Source organism: Bradyrhizobium sp. Pa8 (assembly GCF_052588265.1).
Genome location: NZ_CP176767.1, coordinates 1,095,001 through 1,117,103 on the forward strand (window position 1 = coordinate 1,095,001; position 22,103 = coordinate 1,117,103).

Annotated in this window: 20 protein-coding genes (1 of these 20 running past the window's edge); 8 read left to right on the plus strand and 12 right to left on the minus strand. The window is 63.9% G+C overall.

What is annotated here, in order from left to right; translation table 11 throughout:
* On the plus strand, positions 1-475 hold the 3' portion of the coding sequence (locus ACKWRH_RS05100) for a hypothetical protein (RefSeq protein WP_166348920.1). Its footprint begins 113 nt before the window's first position; 475 of the gene's 588 nt are visible here — the last part of the coding sequence; the start codon falls outside the window, past its left edge; the stop codon is at positions 473-475.
* Positions 476-727: 252 nt separating this feature from the next.
* Here the strand turns inward: ACKWRH_RS05100 and ACKWRH_RS05105 are convergent, their stop codons facing one another.
* Together ACKWRH_RS05105 and ACKWRH_RS05110 are read right to left on the minus strand one after the other, a co-directional pair.
* Entirely contained in the window at positions 728-1,819 is a 1,092-nt protein-coding gene (locus ACKWRH_RS05105; protein WP_445219576.1) for a TRAP transporter substrate-binding protein, read from the minus strand.
* A gap of 330 nt (positions 1,820-2,149) precedes the next feature.
* Positions 2,150-3,241, minus strand: coding sequence for a TRAP transporter substrate-binding protein (locus tag ACKWRH_RS05110; protein WP_445219577.1), 1,092 nt, complete (start codon positions 3,239-3,241; stop codon positions 2,150-2,152).
* 295 nt (positions 3,242-3,536) lie between these two features.
* On the opposite strand from ACKWRH_RS05110, the gene ACKWRH_RS05115 reads away from it, so the two are divergent.
* The gene (locus ACKWRH_RS05115) at positions 3,537-4,622 is read left to right on the plus strand and encodes an SDR family oxidoreductase (protein WP_445219578.1); all 1,086 of its coding nucleotides are present in this window, start codon (positions 3,537-3,539) and stop codon (positions 4,620-4,622) included.
* 205 nt (positions 4,623-4,827) lie between these two features.
* Here ACKWRH_RS05115 and ACKWRH_RS05120 read toward each other — a convergent pair whose 3' ends face one another.
* The 6 genes from ACKWRH_RS05120 to ACKWRH_RS05145 all read right to left on the minus strand — a co-directional run bounded on the left by ACKWRH_RS05120 (position 4,828) and on the right by ACKWRH_RS05145 (position 11,404).
* A complete protein-coding gene (locus ACKWRH_RS05120; RefSeq protein WP_445219579.1) occupies positions 4,828-5,205 on the minus strand; it encodes a hypothetical protein in 378 nt (125 codons plus the stop codon).
* Positions 5,206-5,912: 707 nt separating this feature from the next.
* Complete coding sequence (locus ACKWRH_RS05125; protein ID WP_445219580.1) at positions 5,913-7,220, minus strand: NAD(P)H-dependent oxidoreductase; 1,308 nt, start codon at positions 7,218-7,220, stop codon at positions 5,913-5,915.
* A 155-nt stretch (positions 7,221-7,375) separates the two neighbouring features.
* Positions 7,376-8,176, minus strand: coding sequence for a phytanoyl-CoA dioxygenase family protein (locus ACKWRH_RS05130; RefSeq protein WP_445219581.1), 801 nt, complete (start codon positions 8,174-8,176; stop codon positions 7,376-7,378).
* 155 nt (positions 8,177-8,331) lie between these two features.
* Positions 8,332-9,009, minus strand: a complete 678-nt coding sequence (locus ACKWRH_RS05135; RefSeq protein WP_085401953.1) for a GntR family transcriptional regulator — start codon at positions 9,007-9,009, stop codon at positions 8,332-8,334.
* Positions 9,010-9,204: 195 nt separating this feature from the next.
* Positions 9,205-10,461: a M20/M25/M40 family metallo-hydrolase gene (locus tag ACKWRH_RS05140; protein WP_445219582.1), complete on the minus strand. Its 1,257-nt coding sequence runs from the start codon at positions 10,459-10,461 to the stop codon at positions 9,205-9,207.
* A gap of 85 nt (positions 10,462-10,546) precedes the next feature.
* Complete coding sequence (locus tag ACKWRH_RS05145) at positions 10,547-11,404, minus strand: sigma-70 family RNA polymerase sigma factor (RefSeq protein WP_445219583.1); 858 nt, start codon at positions 11,402-11,404, stop codon at positions 10,547-10,549.
* Positions 11,405-11,503: 99 nt separating this feature from the next.
* Here ACKWRH_RS05145 and ACKWRH_RS05150 point away from each other — a divergent pair, with 99 nt between their 5' ends.
* Positions 11,504-11,959, plus strand: coding sequence for a carboxymuconolactone decarboxylase family protein (locus ACKWRH_RS05150; protein ID WP_445222319.1), 456 nt, complete (start codon positions 11,504-11,506; stop codon positions 11,957-11,959).
* A gap of 203 nt (positions 11,960-12,162) precedes the next feature.
* Here the strand turns inward: ACKWRH_RS05150 and ACKWRH_RS05155 are convergent, their stop codons facing one another.
* Together ACKWRH_RS05155 and ACKWRH_RS05160 are read right to left on the minus strand one after the other, a co-directional pair.
* A complete protein-coding gene (locus ACKWRH_RS05155; RefSeq protein ID WP_445219584.1) occupies positions 12,163-12,975 on the minus strand; it encodes an alpha/beta fold hydrolase in 813 nt (270 codons plus the stop codon).
* A 2-nt stretch (positions 12,976-12,977) separates the two neighbouring features.
* On the minus strand, positions 12,978-13,796 hold the full coding sequence (locus tag ACKWRH_RS05160; protein ID WP_445219585.1) for an alpha/beta fold hydrolase: 819 nt from the start codon (positions 13,794-13,796) through the stop codon (positions 12,978-12,980).
* A 138-nt stretch (positions 13,797-13,934) separates the two neighbouring features.
* Here ACKWRH_RS05160 and ACKWRH_RS05165 point away from each other — a divergent pair, with 138 nt between their 5' ends.
* Entirely contained in the window at positions 13,935-14,477 is a 543-nt protein-coding gene (locus ACKWRH_RS05165) for a methylated-DNA--[protein]-cysteine S-methyltransferase (protein ID WP_063985757.1), read from the plus strand.
* Between the two features lie 51 nt (positions 14,478-14,528).
* Here the strand turns inward: ACKWRH_RS05165 and ACKWRH_RS05170 are convergent, their stop codons facing one another.
* The gene (locus ACKWRH_RS05170) at positions 14,529-16,073 is read right to left on the minus strand and encodes an acyl-CoA synthetase (RefSeq protein ID WP_445219586.1); all 1,545 of its coding nucleotides are present in this window, start codon (positions 16,071-16,073) and stop codon (positions 14,529-14,531) included.
* 203 nt (positions 16,074-16,276) lie between these two features.
* Positions 16,277-17,449, minus strand: a complete 1,173-nt coding sequence (locus tag ACKWRH_RS05175; protein ID WP_445219587.1) for an acetyl-CoA C-acetyltransferase — start codon at positions 17,447-17,449, stop codon at positions 16,277-16,279.
* Positions 17,450-17,686: 237 nt separating this feature from the next.
* On the opposite strand from ACKWRH_RS05175, the gene ACKWRH_RS05180 reads away from it, so the two are divergent.
* The 4 genes from ACKWRH_RS05180 to ACKWRH_RS05195 all read left to right on the plus strand — a co-directional run bounded on the left by ACKWRH_RS05180 (position 17,687) and on the right by ACKWRH_RS05195 (position 21,993).
* Positions 17,687-18,265 (plus strand): TetR family transcriptional regulator, encoded by a 579-nt coding sequence (locus ACKWRH_RS05180; protein ID WP_445219588.1) that lies wholly within the window; start codon positions 17,687-17,689, stop codon positions 18,263-18,265.
* Positions 18,266-18,320: 55 nt separating this feature from the next.
* Entirely contained in the window at positions 18,321-19,079 is a 759-nt protein-coding gene (locus tag ACKWRH_RS05185) for an SDR family NAD(P)-dependent oxidoreductase (protein ID WP_166082383.1), read from the plus strand.
* Positions 19,080-19,270: 191 nt separating this feature from the next.
* Positions 19,271-20,077: an enoyl-CoA hydratase/isomerase family protein gene (locus tag ACKWRH_RS05190; protein ID WP_445219589.1), complete on the plus strand. Its 807-nt coding sequence runs from the start codon at positions 19,271-19,273 to the stop codon at positions 20,075-20,077.
* Positions 20,078-20,121: 44 nt separating this feature from the next.
* Positions 20,122-21,993 carry an AMP-binding protein gene (locus tag ACKWRH_RS05195; RefSeq protein ID WP_445219590.1) on the plus strand — a complete coding sequence of 624 codons (1,872 nt, stop codon included), beginning with the start codon at positions 20,122-20,124 and terminating at the stop codon, positions 21,991-21,993.
* Positions 21,994-22,103 lie beyond the last annotated feature (110 nt).

The following is a 22,103-nucleotide window of genomic DNA, read 5'->3' on the forward strand; positions in this document are numbered from 1 at the left end:
GGCGCCGCAGGCCGCGCCCGCGCAGGCGCCTAGCCTCAAGCAGATCGCGCTGACCGACAAGCAGCTCGACGGCGTGCTCGCCGCGCAGAAGGACATGGATGCGATCACGGAAAAGCTGCCTGAGAACACCGCGCCCGACCAGAAGGTGATCGGCCAGCTCGACGGCGTCGCCAAGAAGAACGGCTTTGCCGGCTATGACGATTACAACAACGTCGTCGACAACATCAGCCTCGTGCTCGGCGGTTTCGATCCCGCGACCAAGAAATATGTCGGCACCGAAGCCGTCATCAAGGCGCAGATCGCGCAGGTCCAGGCCGACAAGAAGATGCCCGCCAAGGACAAGAAGGAAGCGCTCGACGAGCTCAACGAAGCGCTGAAGACACCAGCGCCGCAGGTCGAGAACAAGGCCAACATCGATCTGGTCGGCAAGTACTACGACAAGCTGGTTGCCGCGCTGGGCGACGATCAGAACTGAGCGCTATCGCGGCAAGCGCACGCCACACCCACCGCTGTCATGCCCCGGCTTGACCGGGGCATCCAGTACGCCGCGGCGGATGTGGTGAGAGCGTGCTCTCCAATATGGGCCTCTGGAATACTGGATCGCCCGGTCAGGTGTTCAGGCCTGGCGATGACACCTTCGGGGCGGCCCCCGTCCTTGCTCTACAAAAAGCCCCGGAGACATCTCCGGGGCTTTCGTCGTTTCTGGCGCTGCGTTTCGCTTAACGCCTCACGTCCTTGTCCGCATCCGCATCATGAAGCTGTCGTAGCTGAGCTCGGCAACCTGCATCCACGCCAGCGACTCGTTCCTGAACGCCGACAGGCTCGTGTACATCTTGTTGAAGTGCGGATTGGTCTTGCTGAGATCGGCGTAGATCTCGTTGGCGGCGTTGTAGCAGGCCTCCAGCACTTCCTGCGGGAACGGCTTCAGGATCGCGCCGGCCACCAGCAGGCGCTTCAACGCAGGCGGGTTGACGTAGTCGTATTTGCCGGTGACCCAGGTGAAGGTGTCGCGCGACGCCATCTCGATCACCGATTGATAATGCTTCGGCAGCGCGCTCCATTTGTCGCGATTTATGACGTTGTGGCCCTGGCCGGTGCCTTCCCACCAGCCCGGATAGTAATAGTATTTTGCGACCTTCACGAAGCCGAGCTTCTCGTCGTCATAGGGGCCGACCCATTCGGCGGCGTCGATCGTGCCCTTCTCCAGCGCCGGATAAATGTCGCCGCCCGCGATCTGCTGCGGCACGCCGCCGACCTTGGCGATAATCGTGCCGGCGAAGCCGCCGACGCGGAATTTCAATCCCCTGAAATCCTCCATCGACTTGATCTCCTTCCGGAACCAGCCGCCCATCTGGGCGCCGGTCGAGCCGGTTGGAATGCCGAGCGCGTTGTATTCCTTCAGCAGATCGTTGAGCATCTCGGTGCCGCCACCGAACAGCAGCCAGGAAATATGCGCGCGCGTGTTCAGCCCGAACGGCAGCGAGGTGCCGAACGTGAAGGCGGGGTTCTTGCCCCAGTAGTAATACAGCGCCGTGTTGCCCATCTCGACGGTGCCGTTCGACACCGCGTCGAGCACCTGCAGGCCGGGGACGATCTCGCCGGACGCGAATGGCTGGATCTGGAATTTGTTGTCGGTGGCCTCGGCTACGCGCTTGCAAAAATATTCGCAGCCGCCGTAGAGCGTATCGAGCGCCTTGGGCCAGCTCGCGGCGAGCCGCCATCTCACTTCCGGCGAAGATTGCGCGATGGCCGGCGCAGCAACCGCTGCACTTGCCGCCAGGCCAGCGCCTGTCACTTTCAGGAATTCACGACGTTTCATGCGTATCCCTCCGTTGTGCCGATTGCTCGACTAAGGGAACGATCTTGGTGTCGTCTTTTGCTTCGCCGAGAACCGAACTTGTCTTTGGTGAAGGTGTGAGTGTGTCCGACGGCCCCTTCAGGGCTCTTTGTGGATCCCGTACGTTGCGGTTCCGGCCATCAGGATGACTGGTCGCCTTACGATAATCAAGCGTCGTCGGAACGCTCGCAGTTGCGAAGCCGATTGGGACAACCAGGTTTGGTCCGAAACCAGAACCAAAGCACGTAAAACCCCGGAGATGGCAGCATCTCCGGGGCTTCTCCGTCGTTAGTCTGTGAGCCGCTCAGCGCCTCACGTCTTGGTCCGCATCCGCGCCATGAAGCTGTCGTAGCTCAGCTCGGCCACCTGCGTCCAAGGCAACGAGTCATTCTTAAAGGCAGTCATGCTTGCATACATCTTGCCGAAATGCGGATTGGTCTTGGACAGGTCCGCATAGATCTCGTTGGCCTGGGTGTAGCAGGCCTCGAGCACGTCCTGTGGGAAGCCCTTGAGGATCGCGCCGTTCACGATCAGCCGCTTCAGCGCCGGAGCATTCACCGCGTCGTACTTGCCGGTGATCCAGGTGAAGGTGTCGCGTGACGCCGCGTCGATCGCCGCCTTGTAGTGCTTGGGCAGCGCGTTCCACTTCTCGATGTTCATGATGTTGTGGCCCTGGCTCGTGCCTTCCCACCAGCCGGGATAGTAGTAGTACTTCGCGACCTTGGCGAAGCCGAGCTTCTCGTCGTCATAGGGGCCGACCCACTCCGCTGCGTCGATGGTGCCCTTCTCCAGCGCCGGATAGATGTCGCCGCCGGCGAGTTGCTGCGGCACGACCCCAAGCTTGGCGAGGATCGTGCCGGCAAAGCCGCCGATGCGCATCTTCAGGCCCTTGAGGTCGTCGACCGTCTTGATCTCCTTCCTGAACCAGCCGCCCATCTGCGCGCCGGTCGATCCGGTCGGGATGCCGTAGACGTTGTGCTCTTTCAGGAGGTCGTTGACGAGATCCTGTCCGCCGCCCCACAGCAACCAGGAAATCTGCTGGCGCGTGTTCAATCCGAACGGGAGCGCCGTCGCGAAGGTGAAGGCGGGATTCTTGCCCCAATAATAGTAGAGCGCGGTATTGCCGATCTCGACCGTGCCGTTCGACACGGCGTCGAGCACCTGAAGGCCCGGGACGATCTCGCCCGCCGCAAAAGGCTGGATCTGGAATTTGTTGTCGGTAATGTCGGCGACCTGCTTGCAGAAATATTCGCAGCCGCCATAGAGCGTATCGAGCGCCTTCGGCCAGCTCGTGGCATAGCGCCACCTGACCTCGGGCGATGACTGTGCAATCGCGGGCGCAGCGACGGCAGTGCTCGCCGCCAAGCTGGCGCCCGTTACTTTCAGAAAATCACGACGTTTCATGCGCATCCCTTCCATTGCGTCGATGCTTCGACCAGGGAACGATCTTGCTGTCGTCTTGTCTTCGTCGAGGATCGACGTTCTCTTGTTGAGATTTGTTTGAGCGTTTCCGAATGGCCCTGATGGGCTCTTTTTGTTGGAAGTCCGATCATTGCGGTTCCGTCAGCAAGGATGACCGTTCGCCTTGCGATAATCAAGCCTTCTGCCTTCCTCGCAACTGCGAATGCGGGCCAGACGCAAGTCGGATTGTCCCGCGATCTGCTACTCGATTGGGCAATAACAAAAGGGAGGCTCGCGCATGACGGGCAAGAAGGTGGTGATCGCCGGCGCGACCGGTCTCGTCGGCAACGCCGCGTTGCGACACTTCGGCACATCCGAGCCTTCAGAAGTTGTGGCGCTGTCACGGCGCAAGCCGCGCGACCTCTATGGTGCCCGCCACGTCCCGATCGACCTTACCAGCGAGGCCGATTGCCGCCGTGTCGCCGCCGAGCTCAAAGGAGCCACCCATTTGATCTACGCCGCGCTTTACGAGGCGCCGCAGCTCGTCGACGGCTGGCGCGACCCGCAGCAGATCCAGATCAACGATTTGATGCTGCGCAATCTGATGGCCGCGCTCGAGCCGGTCGCGCCCGGTCTCGAGCACGTCGCTCTGTTGCAGGGCACCAAGGCTTACGGCGTTCACGTTCGCCCCCTGACGGTGCCGGCGCGCGAAGGCCGCTCCGAGATGTACGAGCAGCCCAACTTTTACTGGGCGCAGGAAAATTTCCTGCGCGAGCTCCAGGCCGGGAAAGCCTGGCACTGGAGCATCTTGCGCCCCGTGCTCATCGTCGGCCTCGCCATGGGGGGCGCCATGGATCTGATCCCGCCGCTCGGCGTCTATGCCGCGATGCTGCGCGAGCAGGGCAGGCCGCTCGACTTTCCCGGCGGCGCCGCGCGCGTCGCGCAGGCCGTCGACGTCGATCTCCTCGCGCGCGCGATCGCCTGGTCGGGCGAGGCCAAGGCGGCACAGAACGAAGCCTTCAACGTCACCAATGGCGATGTCTTCACTTGGGAAAACATCTGGCCCGCGGTGGCCGACGCGCTGGAGATGAAGCCCGGCAAGCCGGTCCCGCTATCGCTCGCCAAGGAGTTTCCAAATTGGGTCTCTTCTTGGGACGCGCTGCGACGCAAGCATGACCTCGTGTCGCCGGACCTCGCCGGCTTCGTCGGCCTGTCGTTCCAGTACGCCGATTACAGCATGCGCTATGGCCAGACCGAGTCCGGTCCGCCCTCGATCGTCTCGACCGTGAAGATCAACCGTGCGGGGTTCACCGAGATGATGGACACTGAGGACATGTTCCGGAGGTGGATCAAGCAAGCCAAAGAGAGCCGGCTGCTTCCATAGAGATCGCTACCACGAAGGCCCACCGCCCGCTCGAAGCACTGGTGACGGTACGCGACCTAGATCCGGAGATCGGGGTCGTTCGTACACCCAGTCGTGCACCCACCGCGTGACCTGGATGCTAATTCTCGGCGAGAGCCACAAGCCGACACGAAACAGGCGACCCCTTTTGGGGCCGCCTGAGCTGTTTAACGTCAGAGCAGATGACCTACTGGCAGAGATGCTGGAGGCCGTCGCTACCCTTGAAATAGGTGCCGGGCCGGCAAACGATGCCGTTGCGGGCAGCATACGTACTCCAGCTGCCGTTCCAGCCCATCTCGCCGTACGACATGCCGGGCGACATGGCGTAGGAATTGCCCCAGCTGCCGACAGTAGCGCTCGGCGCAGCCGGCTGGCGATATGCCGTTCGCCGAGTTGATGGCCGATATCGATAGTCGGGGGTGGTCCCCGTTCCAAGACCCGTGCAGTTGGCGAATTCAGCTTGGCATGCGTCCGGATTGGAGTTGTACCACTGCGCCTGTGCAGCAGAGCTGGACAGGGCAGATGCCACAACAACGACCGCACCAAGAATTTTCAGATTTATCATGGATTGCTCCTTACGGTTGGACCGTGGTGCAAGATGCCACGTGTGTCAGTATCCGGTTTTTTTGCGCGCGGAGTATCAAATCGACGTGAAACACGCTGGGCGAGTACGACAGAACGAGTATCCCCGCGCCATCCCTTGCCACCACCCTGACACTGCTTGGCCTGATCATTGGCTTCTCCAGGCGATCAATCGATATGACCAGCGCAAGAATTTCGAGGAGACTGAAGCCAACGCCATCGTGGTCGAATAGGACGCAACCTGCTGCAATCATAAGCCGCACACGAGCGGGACATAGCGCGGGCTGCGGCCGATGCCGGCTTTTGATCGCGAAGCAGAACTCATGGTTCAACATTCACCGCTTTGGCATAGCTCCACTTCATCTATAATTCTCTTCCGTGGATCAGCTACAGGAGGCAAGAATGAAGCGATCAATTGCCTTGTCAGCGTCGCTAATTATTGGCTTCTCAGTTGGAAGCAATGCAGGCGCGAGTGCTGCAACTTACTGCCGACACGTTGGCTATCCCGCCAAATGTGGCGTTCGGACCGGCGTCATAGTCGCGCCAACCCGTGATGTTCGCGGAATGCCACCATCAATTGATGCGGGCCCGAGCGGCGTTATAAGGCAGGACTTGTTCGCAAGGAATAATCCGAACAATTTGCGATCGGATTGGCCCAGTCCACCCGCTCAACCGGGGCAGTTCTAGCCGCTATTTCGCGAATGCCGTCTCCATCGCCTTGCGCGTCCTGATCGTCTCGTCGTTGGCGTCGAATTCGACATCGCTCCAGCGCACGATTTGGCCATGGGCGACGTCGTGCTTCAGCTTGAGGCGATGTGCGAGACCGATCGGCAGGGCGCCCGCCTTCAGGCTCGTGGCCGCCGGCACCAGCTTGCCCCACACGGTGTAGCCGCCTTCGCCGTCCAGCATCTCGCCGGCGCGCAGATTGCGCTTGGCCACGGCGGCGACGTCGCCGCGGAAGCCATAGGGCTGGCCGGTCGGCTCGCCCCGCAGCGCCGCCGACAGGATCGAGATGTTCAGCTCGAGCCCGATCAGATGGTACGGCTTGTACATCGCCGCGAAGCGTCCGCTGCCGTCGGTCTTCAGGCCGTATTGCCTGAAGCAGTCGGCGGCATAATCGTTCGGCGCCTCCAGCACGACATAGACGCCCCAGCGCAGATCGCGAAACACCGGCCGGCCGTCACGCTCGAGTGACGACACCACCTCCACCACGCCCGACCGCTCCAGCACGCCGCCCTTGTCGCTGGGGCGCATGACATGCGGCAAATCGTCGACGCCGCAGGGCGGAAACAGCAAGCCGCTCGCGGGCACATCGAGGCCGCAGGCATTGGCGATGGCGGCCATCTCGATCGCCGATTTGGTGCCGTCGAGGAACGAGTTGAACATCTGCGGATTCATGCCGGCCGACTGTGCCTCGCCCGCGGTGAGACCATAGTGCTGCCAGACGCCGTCAGGCGTCACGTCGTGATAGGCCGGCAGATATTTTGTGCCCTTGCCGGCCGCGACCACGCGAAAACCGGTGGCGCGGGCCCAGTCGACCATCTCGGCCGTCAGCGCCGGCTGATCGCCATAGGCGAGCGAATAGACCGCGCCCGCCTTCCGCGCTTCCTCGGCAAGCAGGGGGCCTGCCAGCACGTCGGCCTCGACATTGACCATCACGATATGCTTGCCCGCCGCGATCGCAGCGCGTGCGTGCTTGATGCCGACGGCCGGATTGCCGGTCGCTTCAACCACAACATCCATCGCGCCGCCGGCAATGGCGCGCGCGCCATCATCGGTGAACACCGTCGCGGCAATCCGCGCCGCGTCCCAGCCGACGGTGCGGCAGGCTTCGCGCGCACGGTCGCGATCGATGTCGACGATGATGGGCACCTCCAGCCCCGGCGTGTGCGGCACCTGCGCCAGAAACATCGAGCCGAACTTGCCGGCGCCGATCAGCGCGACACGGACAGGCTTGCCGGCGGACGCGCGGGCCTGGAGGAGGCGGAAGAGGTTCATGGGGGTGTCCTGCGAAATGATCGTGTCCCGGACGCGGTGCAGCGTGAAACGCTGCTCCGCAGAGCCGGGACCCAGAGGAAAACTGTTTGTGTAGTGTGGGCCCCGGCTCAGCAGCGCACCGCTTGCGCGCTGCTGAGCCGGGGCACGAGACCTGTTTACTCCGCCGCCTGCCGCGGCGCACGTGCCAGCCGCACCAAGGCATCATCGTCCACCGTCTTGATCGGTGCAAAATCGCGATGCGCGATGTACTCGGGCCGCGTCGGTGTACGGATGTAGTTCGAGACCGCATTCAGCGTCAGGTACACGATCTTGCGCGGGTAGGGCGTGATGTTGCCGCTAGAGCCATGCACGAGATTGCCGTGGAACATCAGCATGCCGCCCGGTTTGCCGGTCGGCGCCACGATGCCGCCCTGCTTGACCAGCCGCGTCACGGTCTCTTCGTCCAGTGTCCACAGCGGGTAGGACGTCGTCGCAAGATCATGGGACGCCTGGAGATCGCCGGCATTCTGGCTCTGCGGCACCAGCATCAGCGGCCCGTTGATCGGCATCACCTCGTCGAGGAAGATCGCGATGTTCATCGCGCGCGGCTCCGGCATGCCGTCGTCGCGCTTCCAGGTGCCGTAATCCTGGTGCCACTGCCAGACGTCGCCGGTGAAGGCCGATTTCGCGTTGATCTTGAACTGGTGCATGTAGACCGGCTCGCCGAACAGTTGCTCGACCGGGTCGATCATGCGCGGATGCGCACCCAGGATGCCGAAGGCCTCGTTGTAGAGATGCGCGGCAAAGGCCGTGCGCGGCGCGCCGCTCTTCTCGCGCCAGACCTCGGGCCGGTTGGCATCATAAATGCCGACCGCCTCGCGCGCGAGGAAGTCGACTTCCTCCTGGCTGAACAATTCGGGGAGGAACAGCCAGCCCTCGCGATGGAAGAACTCCAATTGCTCCTGAGACAGTTTCATGGGTCGTCCTCCTTGTTTTGTTTATTGTTGTCATTCCGGGGCGCGCGAAGCGCGAGCCCGGAATCCATTTCTCCGCCATCTCTGAGGACCGATGGATTCTCTGATGCGCAATTGCGCATCATAGCTCGACGCTGCGCGCCGCCCCGGAATGACAGCTACGCCGCCGCCTCGTCCGTCGCCTTCAATCTCTCCTCGGTCATCCGTCCCGCCGTCTGCGCATGGGCCAGCGCTGCGCGCTCGGCGGCTTTCGCATCGCCTGCGAGAATGTGTCCGGCAATCGTCGCGTGCTCGGCCCATGCGCTGCCGCGATAATCGAGCTCGGAGAGCACGGTCGCCATCGAGCGGCGCATATGCGGCCATTGCGGCGCGATCGTCTCCTCGATCACGGGATTGCCCGCGAGCTGATAGATCGCGCGGTGAAAATCGACGTCGAGCACGATCAGCTCGGCGAGCGAAGTCTTGCGGTCGATGCGGCGCCCGGCGGCGAGGGCTGCGTCCAGCCGCGCGCGTCCCGCCGCGTCGCTTGCGGCGCGCTGAGCGGCGAGCCGGGCGGCCAGCGCATCGATGGCGCCGCGCACCTCGTAGAGCTGGCGGATGCGCGAGGGGTCGAGCTGGGTGACTTCAAAGCCGCGCCGGCCGCTCTCGGCGACGAGTCCCTGCCGATGCAACAAATGCAGCGCATGCGACACCGGCTGGCGCGACACGCCGAGCTTGTCGGCGAGTTCGTTCTGCCGGATGCGTTGGCCAGGTTGAAGCGTGCGGTCGGAAATCGCTTCCAGGATCCGCGCATAGACCTGGTCGATCAGGTTCGGGAGCGGGTCGAGAGGGATCACGCCGGCAACTCCGAGATACAAAATGGGAATACAGAATTCCGTATTCGAAGGTACTGCGAGAGGGGAGGGGCGTCAAGCGGGGCGCGGGGCCGTTTAGGCTCTCCTTTGGCGTCTCGCTAAGCCATTGATATCGCTAGGCCCGTCTACTGTGCATGGGGTTGTTTTCGACAAAAAGGGCCTGATGGCGCCGAGCGCCTACTTCTTCTTGCCCTGCTCGATCAGGATCCGGCTCATCAGATAGAGCCGCGGCACGATCGAGTTGGTGTCGATGAATTCGTCCCGCGCGTGATAGCCGAAGCCGGCGAGGCCAAAGCTCTCGACCACGACCGCCTTGCCGCTGCGGTTGGCATAGCCGGCGTCGGTGGCGCCGCCGGTCATCTCGGCGATGTCGAGCTTGCGGTCGATCTCGGCATAGATCGCCTGCCCCTCCTGCGCGAGCGCGCGGCCGCGATCGCTGGCGACGAAGGGTGGGCGGCCCGCCGTGATCGTCACCGTGGTTTCGGTGTCGGGCACGAACTTGTCCTTCACCTTCGCGTCGAGCGCCGCCTGCAATTTGGCGATGCCATCGGGGATGGTCAGGCGGATGTCGGCGCCGGCCTCGGCCTTTTCCGGAATCTGGTTGCGCACCGTGCCGGCCTGCGCCGTGGTCCAGTTGAGCTGCGTGCCCGGGATCGACTTGGCGACGTCCTTCGTCTGCTGCAATTGGTGCGCGAGCTCGATCAGCGCGTTGCGGCCGAGATCGGGCGCGGCGCCGGCATGCGAGGCGCGCCCCTTCACCTCCATTTTCGCCGTGGCAGTGCCGCTCGCGCCCAGCAGCAGCCCGTCATTCTTGGCGATCGGCGCAGCCACCGTCGGTTCGCAGGAGAGCACGACGTCGTGCTGGTCGGCGAGCTCGGCGATGATCTCGCCCGACCCGATCGAGCCGACCTCTTCATCCGGATTGAAGGCCACGGTGAGCCTGGCGTAATCCTGCCAGCCGGCGTCCTTCAGGATCTTGAGCGCATGCAGGACCACGGCGATGCCGCCCTTGTCGTCGGCGATGCCGGGGCCGTAGATGCGGTTGCCGTCGACACGGTACGGCTCGCTTGCGAGGATGCCGCGCTGATAGACCGTGTCCATATGCGCGATCAGCATCAGTTTTCGCGACCCGGTACCCTGGAAGGTGGCGATCACCATGTCGGCGCCTGTACCCGCGGTGGTCTTGCGCCGCTCGATGCTGCCGCCCAGCGCTTTCAGGCGCGCTTCGGTGAAGTCGGCCATCTTCTTCAGGCCCTCGGCATCGCCGCTGCCGCTCTCGATCATCACCATGTCGCGCAGGGTCTCGATCAGCGGCGCCTTCTCTTGCTCGGCCGCGGCCTTCAGCTTCTCGTCGGCGGCCGCAAGCGCGGTGGTGCTGCCGGCGGCGAGGCCGAGCAGGGACAAGGCGAGCAGGGGAATGAAGCGGACTGTCATGGAATCGTCCTTTCGCGTCTTCAGCGCTGGCACCGCGCGATTGGACTTCAGCGTAACATCCGGGCTGTCCGGATGCCACGTCCCGCTAGCGCTCCAGCACCTCGACCTCGAGCGCCGCAATCCGCTCCGCATCGGCCATGGCCTCGATTCCCGCGATCCGGTCGCCGTTGAATGTCACGCGGAGCGCGATGCGCAGCAGGCCGTCGAGGATGACGGCGACGCCGATCGCGCCATCGACCAGCGCCGCCCGCGCAGCCTGCGCCCGGCCCTTGTAGAGCTGTGCGACCGCATCCGCGCCGCGGATCTCCGGCAGCGTGCCGAGCCGCACTGCGGCGTCGTCGGCGCGGAACACGACGTCGGGATCGAGCAGGGCCAGCAGGCCCTCGAAATTGCCCTCGCGCGAAGCCCTAAGGAAGGCATCGACGATCGCGCGCTGGTGCGCGATGTCCGTCTCGGGCACCGGCGCACCCTGGACGCGCCGCCGCGCGCGGCTCGCCAGCTGCCGCGAGGCGTCGACCGAGCGTCCGACGATCGGCGCGATCTCCTCGAACGGGACTGCGAACATGTCGTGCAGCACGAAGGCCAGCCGCTCCGCCGGCTGCAATGTCTCGAGCACGACGAGCAGGGCCGCACCGACGGAATCGGCCATCTCCGCCTCGCGCTCCCGCGTCTCGTCGACCGGCTCGGGCACATGCGGGCCCATCGGGTCCTCGCGGCGCGATTTGCGCGCGCGCAGCATGTCGAGGCAGATGCGCGCGACCACGGTGGTCAGCCAGCCGCGCAGGTTCGCGACATCGGACGTGTCGTAGCGGCTGACCCGCAGCCAGGCCTCCTGCACGGCATCGTCGACCTCGGCGCTGGAACCCAGCATCCGGTAGGCGACCGCGCACAGATGGTCCCGGCTGGCCTCGAACTGGTGGCTGAGAAAACTTTCTTGGCTCATCGGTCACACTCCCTGATCGCGATCCGTCATGCCCATGACGAAGCCAATCCGGCCGATGTGACCGGAACCTTCGAAATTCTCAAACGGAGACGCAAGATGATGCACGCCCGCATGAACCACCCCGTCATGGTCCTTCCCGATGCCATGAATGTCCTTCAGTCCCTTGGCAATTTGACCAAGCAGGGCCTGCCGGAAAAGCTCCTGGAACTGGTGCACCTGCGCGCCAGCCAGATCAATGGCTGCAGCGTCTGCGTCGACATGCATCCCAAGATCGCCCGCAGGGCCGGTGAGACCGACGAGCGCCTGTTTGCCGTGTCGGCCTGGCGCGATGCGCCCTATTTCAGCGACGCCGAGCGCGCCGCGCTGGCGCTGACCGAGGCCGTCACGCGCCTTGCCGATCGCGAGGACCCGGTGTCTGATGCGATCTGGAACGAGGCCGCCAAGCACTTTGACGAGCGCGAGCTCGCAACCCTGATCCTCTCGATCGCGACGATCAACGTCTGGAACAGGCTGAATGCGACGATCAAGATGCCGGTCGGTGTGTGGAAGGTGTGAGCTACTGTGCCCTCTCCCCTTGCGGGAGAGGGCACACCGCTGGCAGACACGAACTCACTTGGGTGAGGGGTATTTCTCCGCAGACCCATTTGCAGATGTGACTGCGGATAGAACCCCTCATCCGGCGCTCCGCGCCACCTTCTCCCACATCCGCCTTCGCCTGAAGGCTTCGGCGGACAAGAGGGGAGAAGGAAGAAAGAAACCTACTCCGCCAGAAACCTGTTCACGACCTCGCCGAACTCCAGCGGCGCCTGCTCGAACATCCAGTGGCCGGCATTCTCGATCACCGCCGTCTTGCTGCCCGCGATGTGCTCCGCCAGCACGCGCCACATCACCGACAGGCTTCCGGTGGTCGCGCCGCCGCCGATCAGCAGCGTCGGCGTCCTGATCGCTTGCGCGTCAGCGAGCGTGTAGGGCCGGCGCTGCTCGTTGATCTGGCCGAGGAAGGTGAGCGTGTTGTCGCGCAGCTGTTGCTTCGCCGCCGCCGGCACGCGCCGCCACGAGCCGTCGCCTTCGATGCCCTCGTAGAAATTCTGCAGCGCGCCGTCGAGATCGCCGGCGCGGATCATCTCGACCGAGCGTATCGTCTTCGCAGCGAGCGGCGGATGCGCGGGCGTGCCTTCGGGCACCGGCAGGCTGGCGTCGAGATCACCGCCCGGCTCGGCCAACACCAGCTTGCGCAGCAGGTCAGGCCGCGCCTGCGCGACGCGAAAAGCGATGTGGCCGCCGCGCGAATGCCCCATCAGGTCGACCGGGCCCGGTTTGACCTGCTCGATGAAGGCGATCGTGTCGGCCACATGCTGCGCCATCTTGTAGTCGTCGCTGATGGCGTCCCAATGCTCGGGAAAGAAGTGCCGCAGGCTGACCGAGATCACGCGGTGCGCCTTCGACAGCGGGCCGAGCACTGAATACCAGGTGCGGAAATCACCCAACGTGCCGTGGACGCAGACCAGCGGCGGGCCCTCGCCGACTTCGAGATAGGCCATATCGTAACCGTTGACGCGAAAGCTCTGCATGATCAGCTCGCCAGGAAATCCAGAACCAGTTCGGAGTATTTTTGCGGCGCCTGCTCGAACATCGGATGGGTCGCGTTCGGGATGATCGCCGTCTTCGAATAGGGCACATGCGCGGCGAGCGCATGCAGCACCTTTGGCAGCAGGCCCTTGGTCCGCGCACCCAGGATGAACAGCGTCGGCATCCTGATCGATTCTGCATCCGCCTTCGAGAAGGGCGGGCGGTTGTCACGGACCTGCCCGATCAGGGTATAGGCGTTGTCGCGCAGATTCTGCTTCACCATCGCCGGCAGCCGCGGCCAGGTGCCGGCTCCCTCCAGCGTGTCCACGAAGACGGCGAGGCCGCCGTCGACATCGCCGGCCGCGATCTTCTCGGCCGAGGCCGTGAACCGCGCCAACAGCGGCGAGGGTCCACCGACGTAATCGGGATCGAGGCTCGCATCGAGCTCGCCGCCGGGCTCGGCCAGGATCAGCCGCCGCAACAGGTCGGGGCGCGCCTGCGCCACGCGAAAGCAGATGTGCCCGCCGCGGGAATGGCCCATCAGATCGACCGGGCCGACGTCCAGCTTCTCGATGAAGGCGATGACGTCCTGGACATGCTGGGCGATCGAATAGGTGTCGCCGACGCCGTCCCAGCGGTCGGGAAAGAAATGCCGCAAACTGACGGCGATCACCCGATGCCGCTGCGTCAGCGGTCCGAGCACGCAGCCCCAGACGCGGAAGTCATTGAGCGAGCCATGCACGCAAACCAGCGGCGGCCGGCCTCGGTCTTCACCCACGTCGAGATAGGTCATGTCGTATCCGTTGACGTGGAGGCTTTGCATTCGGGGCTCGCGGGAGGGGGCGGGAACTCCTGTGCAAGATTCCCGGAAACCGGGTGGATCGCAACTATTTCCAAGCCTAGATATAGGCACGGATCACAATGGGGGCATGCGATAAGGACGCAAGCCAGGAACCAAGCCATGACCGATCAGCATTTTGCCCTGTTCGACACCAGGATCGGCCTCTGTGCCATCGCCTGGGGCCCGCGTGGTATCAACGGCACGCAGCTGCCCATGGGCGGCGAGGAGAAGATCCGCACCCGCATCAGCCAGCGTCACGCCGACGCCACCGAAGCCGAGCCAACCGCCGAGGTGCGAGAGGCGATCGACCGCATCACAAAATTGCTCGCGGGCGAGCCGGACGATCTCACCGATATCCCGCTCGATCTCGACGGCGTGCCCGACTTCAACCGCGGCGTCTACGAGATCGCCCGCGCCATCCCGCCCGGCAAGACCATCACCTATGGCGACATCGCCAAGCAGCTCGGCGGCGTCCAGCTGTCGCGCGATGTCGGCCAGGCGCTCGGCCGTAATCCGTGCCCGATCGTCGTGCCCTGCCATCGCGTGTTAGCCGCCGGCAACAAGCCCGGCGGCTTCTCGGCGAATGGCGGCGTGGTGACGAAGCTGAAGATGCTCGAGATCGAAGGCGCGCTGGTGAACCACACGCCGAGTTTGTTTGATTGAGATTCTCGTAGGGTGGATTACGCTTCGCTAATCCACCCTACGGATCTCGCCCTAGATCTTCGCCGCCGTCTTCGGCCAATACCGGTCGCGCAGATGCCGCTTCACCAGCTTGCCCGTCGGCGTGCGCGGCAGCTCGGCTTCGAAATCGATCGAGCGCGGGCATTTGATCGCCGAGAGACGCGTCTTGCAGTAGGCGATCAGGTCGGCTTCCAGCGCCTTGCCGGCGCGGCTCATGTCGTGTGGCTGCACCACCGCCTTCACCTCTTCGCCCATCTCCTCGTTCGGCACGCCGAACACGGCGACGTCGGCGATCTCGGGGTGGGTGATGAGGACGTCCTCGGTCTCCTGCGGGTAGATGTTCACCCCGCCGGAGATGATCATGTAGGACTTGCGGTCGGTGAGAAACAGGAAGCCGTCCTTGTCGAGATAGCCGACGTCGCCGAGCGTCGACCATCCCTTGGTGTTGTAGGCCTTCTTCGTTTTCTCTGGGTCGTTGTGATAGGTGAAAACCGGCGCATCGGCGAAATAGACCGTGCCGATCTCGCCCGTCGGCTGCTCCTCGTCGTTCTCGTCCAGGATCTTGATCTTGCCGACCACGGCGCGGCCGACGCTGCCGCGATGCTCCAGCCATTGCTGCGAATTGCAGACGGTGACGCCGTTGCCTTCGGAGCCGGCGTAATACTCGATCAGGATCGGTCCCCACCACTCGATCATTTTGGCCTTGACGTCGACAGGGCAGGGGGCAGCGGCGTGAATCGCGCCCTTCAGTGTGGAGATGTCGTAACGGTTGCGGACCTCGTCCGGCAGCTTCAGCATGCGCACGAACATGGTCGGTACGAGCTGTGACTGGGTCACTTTATACTTTTCGACCAGCTTGAGAAAATCCTCGGCGTCAAAGTGTTCCATGATGATGGAGGTGCCGCCAAGCACGATCGCCATCATGTTGAAGCGCAGCGGGGCCGCGTGATAGAGCGGCGCCGGCGAGAGATAGGTGCTCTCCGCATTCATGCCGCACATGTCGGCGCAGAGCACGCGCAGGAATGCGTTCGGCACGTCGATCTTGTTGCCCTCGAACGCTTTCTTGATGCCCTTCGGTCGGCCGGTGGTGCCCGACGAATACAGCATGTCGTAGCCGGCGACTTCGTCCGCGACCGGCGTTGTCGGCTGTGCGGACGCTTCCTTGTCGTAGGAGCGAAAGCCGGGCTGGGGCTCGTCGACCATGTAGAAGATCGGCTCGCCCGCGGTCTCCTTGATCAGGGCCTTGATCTGGTCGGCGCATTTCGGCGTGGTGATCACGACCTTGGCGCCGCAATCACCGATGATGTAGTCGATCTCGTCCTGCTTCAGATAGCGGCTGATGGCGGTGTAATAGAGCCCGCTGCGTTGCGCGGCCCAGCAGATCTCCATGAACGCGAGACGGTTTTCCATCAAGAGCGCGATGTGGTCGCCGGCCTTCAGGCCGAGCGAGCGGAACAGGTTTGCGCCCTGGTTCGAGAGCTCGTCGAGCTCGCGATAGGTGATCGCCTTGCCGGTCCCGGCCATCTGGTAGGCGATCTTGTCGGGCGTCGTGCGGGCGTAGATGGAGGGATGGGTCATCGCGGAAATCTCGCAACAGAGAAGGTGTCGTCCCGGCCTAGTGCGCAATTGCGCACGGGAGCCGGGACCCATAACCACCGTTCCAAATTGTTGAAACGCGATGTCGCCCCAGCTCGCCCTAACCACAAATTCCTGTGGTTATGGGTCCAGGCGTTCGCCGGGACGACACCTTTAATGTGGCTGCGACTTACCGACGTCTCGGCTTACAGCCGCTCCACGATCGTCACGTTGGCCATGCCGCCGCCTTCGCACATGGTCTGCAGGCCATAGCGCTTGCCGCGCTGGTGCAGGGCGTGGACCAGCGTCGTCATCAGCTTGGTGCCGGAGCCGCCGAGCGGATGGCCGAGCGCGATGGCGCCGCCATTGACGTTGAGGCGGGACGGATCGGCGCCGGTGGTCTTGAGCCAGCCGGTCGGCACCGAGGCGAAGGCCTCGTTGACCTCGAACAGGTCGATGTCGTCGACCTTCATGCCGGCCTTCTCCAGCGCACGCTTGGTCGCGTGCAGCGGAGCATCGAGCATGATGACGGGATCGCCGCCGGTCATGGTCATGTGATGGATGCGCGCCAGCGGCGTGAGTCCGAGCTGCTTGAGCCCGCGCTCGTTCACCACCATCACGCCGGAGGCGCCGTCGCAGATCTGGCTGGCGCTGGCCGCGGTGAGCTTGCCGTTCTCGGCGATCAGCTTGACGCCCTTGATGCCGTCGAGCGTGGCGTCGAAGCGGATGCCTTCGTCGATGTGGTGGGTGTCCTTGCTGCCGTCGGCGCGGGTGATCTCGAGCGGCACGATCTCCTTCTTGAAATGGCCGGCCTGCGTCGCCGCGATCGCGCGCTGATGGCTGTTGTAGGAGTATTCGTCGAGGTCATCCTTGGAGAGGCCGTACTTCTCGGCCATCATCTCGGCGCCGGTGAACTGGCTGAACACGATGTTCGGATATCTCGCTTCAATGCCCGGGCTCTTGTAATTGCCAAAGCCGTTCTTGGCCGGGAGCTGCGAGGACAGGCCCATCGGCACGCGTGTCATCGATTCCACGCCGGCGGCGATCACCACGTCCATCGTGCCGGACATCACGGCTTGCGCCGCGAAGTGCAGCGCCTGCTGCGAGGAGCCGCACTGGCGGTCGATCGAGGTGCCCGGCACGCTCTCCGGCAGCTTCGAGGCCATGATCGCGTTGCGCGCGACGTTGTTGGACTGCTCACCGACCTGCATGACGCAGCCCATGATCACGTCCTCGACCAGGGCTGGATCGACCTTGGTGCGATCGACCAGCTCGTCCAGCACTTTTGCGGCGAGATCGGCCGGATGCCAGCCGGCGAGGCGGCCCCCCTTGCGCCCGCCCGCGGTACGCGCAGCGGCGACGATGTAAGCCTCGGCCATGTCGGTCTCTCCCTGGATTGTTCTCTATCGAGTTGGATTGTCGGCGCGGATTTGATGGGCGCGATATCGTTTAGTCAATCGATCAATTAACTCTTGTGATGAGGCGCTGCTTCGGCTTATCTGCGGCCGCTTCAAGCGGCGAGAACAGGGAACTCCGTGACTACCAGCGTACCGAACAGGCTCCCGAGCGGAAAGAATTCCACGGCAGAGAAATTGCTCGTGGCCGCGAGCGAGCTGATGATCGAACGCTCGTCGATCGAGATCTCGCTCTCCGACATCGCCCAGAAGTCGGGCGCCAATGCCGCGCTGGTCAAATATCACTTCGGCAACAAGGACGGCCTCTTGCTGGCGCTGCTCGCGCGCGATGCCGCGACCGAGATGTCCAACCTGGAATATCTGCTGGCGCAACCGATCACATCGACGGCGAAGCTGAAGCTGCATATCGCCGGCATTATCCGCGCCTATTACCGGTTCCCCTACATGAACCGGCTGATCCACTATCTTCTGCACGAAAGCGTTGCCGGTTCCGCGGACGAGGTCTCGAAATTCTTCGTCGCGCCGCTGCTGGATTTCCATCGCCGCCTGCTCACTGAGGGCGTCAGCCGCGGCGAGTTCCGCGCCACCGATCCGGTGCTGTTCTACACCAGCCTGATCGGCGCCTGCGATCACCTGTTCTTTGGCCGGCACGCGATGTCCCGCGCGACCGGCGTCGGTCCGGTCACCGATGACGTCTGCCGGCAATACATCAGGCACATGGAAACGCTGATCTGCGGCGGCATCCTCACGCAAGCCGAGGAAGCTGCCGCGGCCGGATAATCCGGCCGAGACGTTCAAAGTCTAGAGAAGAAACGCCCAAGGAAAGGTACCCATCATGGAATTGAAAGACGTCGCCGTTCTCATCACCGGTGGTGGTTCGGGTCTCGGTGAAGCAACTGCCCGCGCCATGGCCGCCAAAGGCGCCAAGATCGGCGTGATCGATCAGAACAAGGACAACGCCGAGAAGGTCGCTGCCGAAGTGAAGGGCGTCGCGCTCCATGCTGACGTCACCAGCGAAGAGCAGATCAAGGCGGCGATCGCGAAGGCGGAAGCCGCGCACGGCGTCGCGCGCGTGCTGATGAACTGCGCCGGCATCGGCGGCTCGCAGCGCATCGTCGGCCGCGACGGCATCTATCCGCTCGAAAAGTTCGCGCGCATCATCAACGTCAATCTGATCGGCACCTTCAACTGCCTGCGTCTGTTCGCCGAGCGCCTCGTCACGATCGAGCCCGTCGGAGAAGAGCGCGGTGTCATCATCAACACTGCCTCGGTTGCCGCTTATGAAGGCCAGATCGGCCAGATCGCCTACTCGGCCTCGAAGGGCGGCGTCGTCGGCCTGACGCTGCCGGCGGCGCGCGACCTCGCCAGCCAGAAGATCCGCGTCAACACCATTGCGCCCGGCCTGTTCTTCACGCCGTTGCTGATGGGTCTGAACGAAGAAGCCCGCAAGAGCCTGGGGGCCCAGGTGCCGCATCCCTCGCGCCTCGGCGATGCCAAGGAATACGGCTCGCTCGCGGTGCATATCGTCGAGAACGCGATGCTCAACGGCGAGACCATTCGTCTCGACGGCGCCATCCGCATGGCGCCGCGGTAGGCGACGCTGCTTCTTACCCTCCCCTGGAGGGGGAGGGTCGGCGCGAAGCGCCGGGGTGGGGTGATCTCTCCACTCGAGCACTGTTCGGTGGGGAGAGACTGTCACCCCACCCCGCTCGCGCTGCGCGCGAACGACCCTCCCCCTCCAGGGGAGGGTGACAGTCCGGCTCATGACCGATGTGCGAGGCTCCCATGTCCCAACCGCTGCTGATCGAGCACAACGATGGCGTCGATACGGTGACGCTCAATCGGCCCGAACATCTCAATGCGCTCGATCCCGCGCTGATCGATGCGCTCAACGTCTACTTCCAGGGCCTCCAGCGCAACCGCGACACGCGCGTCGTTGTGCTCAAAGGCGCCGGCAAGAATTTTTGCGCCGGCCTCGACCTCAAGGCTGCGATGGCCCGCCGTGCCGGGCAGCAGGAATTGCCCGGCGTCACCGAGTCGCTCGACTCGCAGCGTCGCATCGCCGACATCGTGTTGCTGATGCGGCGTTGTCCGCAGCCGATCATCTCTCTGGTGCAGGGCGCGGCGGCCGGCGGCGGGTTTGCGCTGGCGCTTGCCTCCGACATCCGCATCGCGACAAAGTCGGCGCGGATGAACTGCGCCTTCATCAAGCTCGGCCTCGGCGGCTGCGATATCGGCACCAGCTACTTTCTGCCGCGGCTCGTCGGCGTCTCGGTCGCATCCGAGCTGATCCTGACCGGACGTTTCATCGGCGCCGAGCGTGCGCTCGCGGTCGGGCTCGTGTCCGAGGTCGTCGATGAAGACCAGCTCGATGACGCCGCTGCGCCCTATGTCGATGCGATGATGACGGCCTCGCCGGTCGGGCTGCGGCTGTCAAAAGAATGTCTCAACATGAGCGTCGATGCGGGATCGCTGGAAGCCGTGATCGCGATGGAGGACCGCAACCAGGTCCTGTGCAGCCGTTCCGAGGAATTTTCGGAAGGCATCAGGGCCTTCCTTGAGAAGCGAAAGCCTGTCTATATCAAGCGCTGAAACGAGAACGATCCGCAAAGGACGATAATTCCGGGAGACGCAAAATGAGTGGAAGTGCGGCGGCCGTGATGACGAAGCCCGCCTTTCGCAAGGTCGAGTGGCTCGCGCGCGACATCGACGTCGAGCGCCGCGACGACGGCACGGTGGTGCTGAAATCGCGCATTCCGCTGCAAGCCTACGAGACGCATCTTCCGGCCTCGCTGGCGAAATGGGCGAGGCAAGCGCCCGAGCGCATCTGGCTCGCGCAGCGCGGCGGAGCGAACCGCGAATGGCGCAAGGTCTCCTATGGCGAAGCCAAGCGTACCGTGGATGCGCTGACGCAGGCGCTGCTCAATCTCAAACTCGAGGGGCGCCCGGTTACGATCCTCTCCGGCAACTCGATCGAGCACGCGCTGATGACGCAGGCCGCGATGCAGGCGCGCTCGCCGGCGGCTCCGGTGTCGCCGGCCTACTCCTTGATGAGCCATGATCACGTCAAGCTGAAATATCTGTTCGACCTGATCAAGCCGGCCGTGGTGATGGTGCAGGACGGCCCGACCTTCGAGAAGGCGCTGAACGCACTCGACCTCACCGGCGTCACCGTCGTTCACGTCGTGCGCCCCTGCGACGGCGTCAAGAGCGTCAGCTTCGCTGAACTCGCAGCCACCACGGTCACCGCTGATGCCGAAGCGTCGATCGCAAAAATCACGCCGCAGACCGTTGGCAAGCTGTTGTTCACCTCGGGCTCGACCGGCATGCCCAAGGCCGTCATCAACACGCAAGAGATGATGTGCGCCAATGCAGCAATGATGATGCAGGTCCGTCCACGCGATCCCGGCGGTCCGATCTCGACCATGCTGGACTGGATGCCATGGAACCACACCATGGGCGGCAATGCGGCGTTTCACCCGGTGCTGGTCGACGGTGGCACGCTCTATATCGATGACGGCCGGCCGATGCCGGGCCAGTTCGAGGAGACGCTGCGGAATCTGCGCGAGATATCGCCGACCTATTACGCCAACGTGCCGGCCGGCTATGCCGCGCTCGCGGCGGCCATGGAGAAGGACGACGCGCTGTGCCGTTCCTTCTTCAAGAACCTGTCGATCATGGCCTATGGCGGCGCGCGGCTGCCTGACGATCTCTATGAGCGCATGCAGGCCCTCGCCGTGAAAACGACCGGCGAGCGCATCGTGTTCTACACCGGCTGGGGCTCGACCGAGACGGCGCCGACCTCGACCGGCACCTATTGGGATACCGAGCGCGTCGGCCTGATCGGCCTGCCGTTCCCCGGCGTCGAATTGAAGATGGTGCCGTGCGGCTCGAAATACGAGCTGCGTCTGCGCGGCGTCAACGTCACGCCCGGCTATTTCGGGCAGCCGGACCTGACGAAGAAGATGTTCGACGAGGAAGGTTTTTACTGCATCGGCGATGCCGGCATCTTCGTCGACGATGCCGATCCGGTGAAGGGCATCATCTTCGCCGGCCGCGTGGTCGAGGATTTCAAGCTCACCACTGGCACCTTCGTCCATGTCGGATCGCTCCGCACTGACGCGATCGCCGCCGCGACGCCCGTCGTGCATGACGCGCTGGTTGCCGGGCAGGATCAATGCTCGATCGGTCTGCTGGCATGGCCGAACCTGCACGCCTGTCGCCAGCTCGTCGGCAATCCCGATTTGAGCTTTGAGGATGCTGTAAAACATCCCGAGGTGATCGCCTGCTTCAGACGTGGCCTCGAAGCACACAACACGGAATGTGGCGGCGCCAGCAGCCGCGCTATCGCGCGCGCAATGCTGATGGCCGAGCCGCCCTCGATCGACGGCAACGAGCTCACCGACAAGGGCTACATCAACCAGCGCGCCGGCTTAGAGCGCCGGGCGGCGCTGGTGGAGCGGCTCTACGCGGACAAGCCGGATCAGGATGTGATCGTGCTGCGATGAATCAAGACTGTCTCCAATCGTCATTCCGGGGCGCGCGTAGCGCGAACCCGGAATCCATCGGGCCGCAAGCGCGTGGCGAAATGGATTCCGGGCTCACGACTTCGTCGCGC

Coding starts and splice junctions, on each gene's coding strand:
- ACKWRH_RS05105 (WP_445219576.1), bottom strand. CDS start 1,819: ATGAAACGTCGTGAATTCCTGAAAGTGACAGGCGCTGGCCTGGCGGCA.
- ACKWRH_RS05110 (WP_445219577.1), bottom strand. CDS start 3,241: ATGAAACGTCGTGATTTTCTGAAAGTAACGGGCGCCAGCTTGGCGGCG.
- ACKWRH_RS05115 (WP_445219578.1), top strand. CDS start 3,537: ATGACGGGCAAGAAGGTGGTGATCGCCGGCGCGACCGGTCTCGTCGGC.
- ACKWRH_RS05120 (WP_445219579.1), bottom strand. CDS start 5,205: ATGATAAATCTGAAAATTCTTGGTGCGGTCGTTGTTGTGGCATCTGCC.
- ACKWRH_RS05125 (WP_445219580.1), bottom strand. CDS start 7,220: ATGAACCTCTTCCGCCTCCTCCAGGCCCGCGCGTCCGCCGGCAAGCCT.
- ACKWRH_RS05130 (WP_445219581.1), bottom strand. CDS start 8,176: ATGAAACTGTCTCAGGAGCAATTGGAGTTCTTCCATCGCGAGGGCTGG.
- ACKWRH_RS05140 (WP_445219582.1), bottom strand. CDS start 10,461: ATGACAGTCCGCTTCATTCCCCTGCTCGCCTTGTCCCTGCTCGGCCTC.
- ACKWRH_RS05145 (WP_445219583.1), bottom strand. CDS start 11,404: ATGAGCCAAGAAAGTTTTCTCAGCCACCAGTTCGAGGCCAGCCGGGAC.
- ACKWRH_RS05150 (WP_445222319.1), top strand. CDS start 11,504: ATGCACGCCCGCATGAACCACCCCGTCATGGTCCTTCCCGATGCCATG.
- ACKWRH_RS05155 (WP_445219584.1), bottom strand. CDS start 12,975: ATGCAGAGCTTTCGCGTCAACGGTTACGATATGGCCTATCTCGAAGTC.
- ACKWRH_RS05160 (WP_445219585.1), bottom strand. CDS start 13,796: ATGCAAAGCCTCCACGTCAACGGATACGACATGACCTATCTCGACGTG.
- ACKWRH_RS05165 (WP_063985757.1), top strand. CDS start 13,935: ATGACCGATCAGCATTTTGCCCTGTTCGACACCAGGATCGGCCTCTGT.
- ACKWRH_RS05170 (WP_445219586.1), bottom strand. CDS start 16,073: ATGACCCATCCCTCCATCTACGCCCGCACGACGCCCGACAAGATCGCC.
- ACKWRH_RS05175 (WP_445219587.1), bottom strand. CDS start 17,449: ATGGCCGAGGCTTACATCGTCGCCGCTGCGCGTACCGCGGGCGGGCGC.
- ACKWRH_RS05180 (WP_445219588.1), top strand. CDS start 17,687: ATGATCGAACGCTCGTCGATCGAGATCTCGCTCTCCGACATCGCCCAG.
- ACKWRH_RS05185 (WP_166082383.1), top strand. CDS start 18,321: ATGGAATTGAAAGACGTCGCCGTTCTCATCACCGGTGGTGGTTCGGGT.
- ACKWRH_RS05190 (WP_445219589.1), top strand. CDS start 19,271: ATGTCCCAACCGCTGCTGATCGAGCACAACGATGGCGTCGATACGGTG.
- ACKWRH_RS05195 (WP_445219590.1), top strand. CDS start 20,122: ATGAGTGGAAGTGCGGCGGCCGTGATGACGAAGCCCGCCTTTCGCAAG.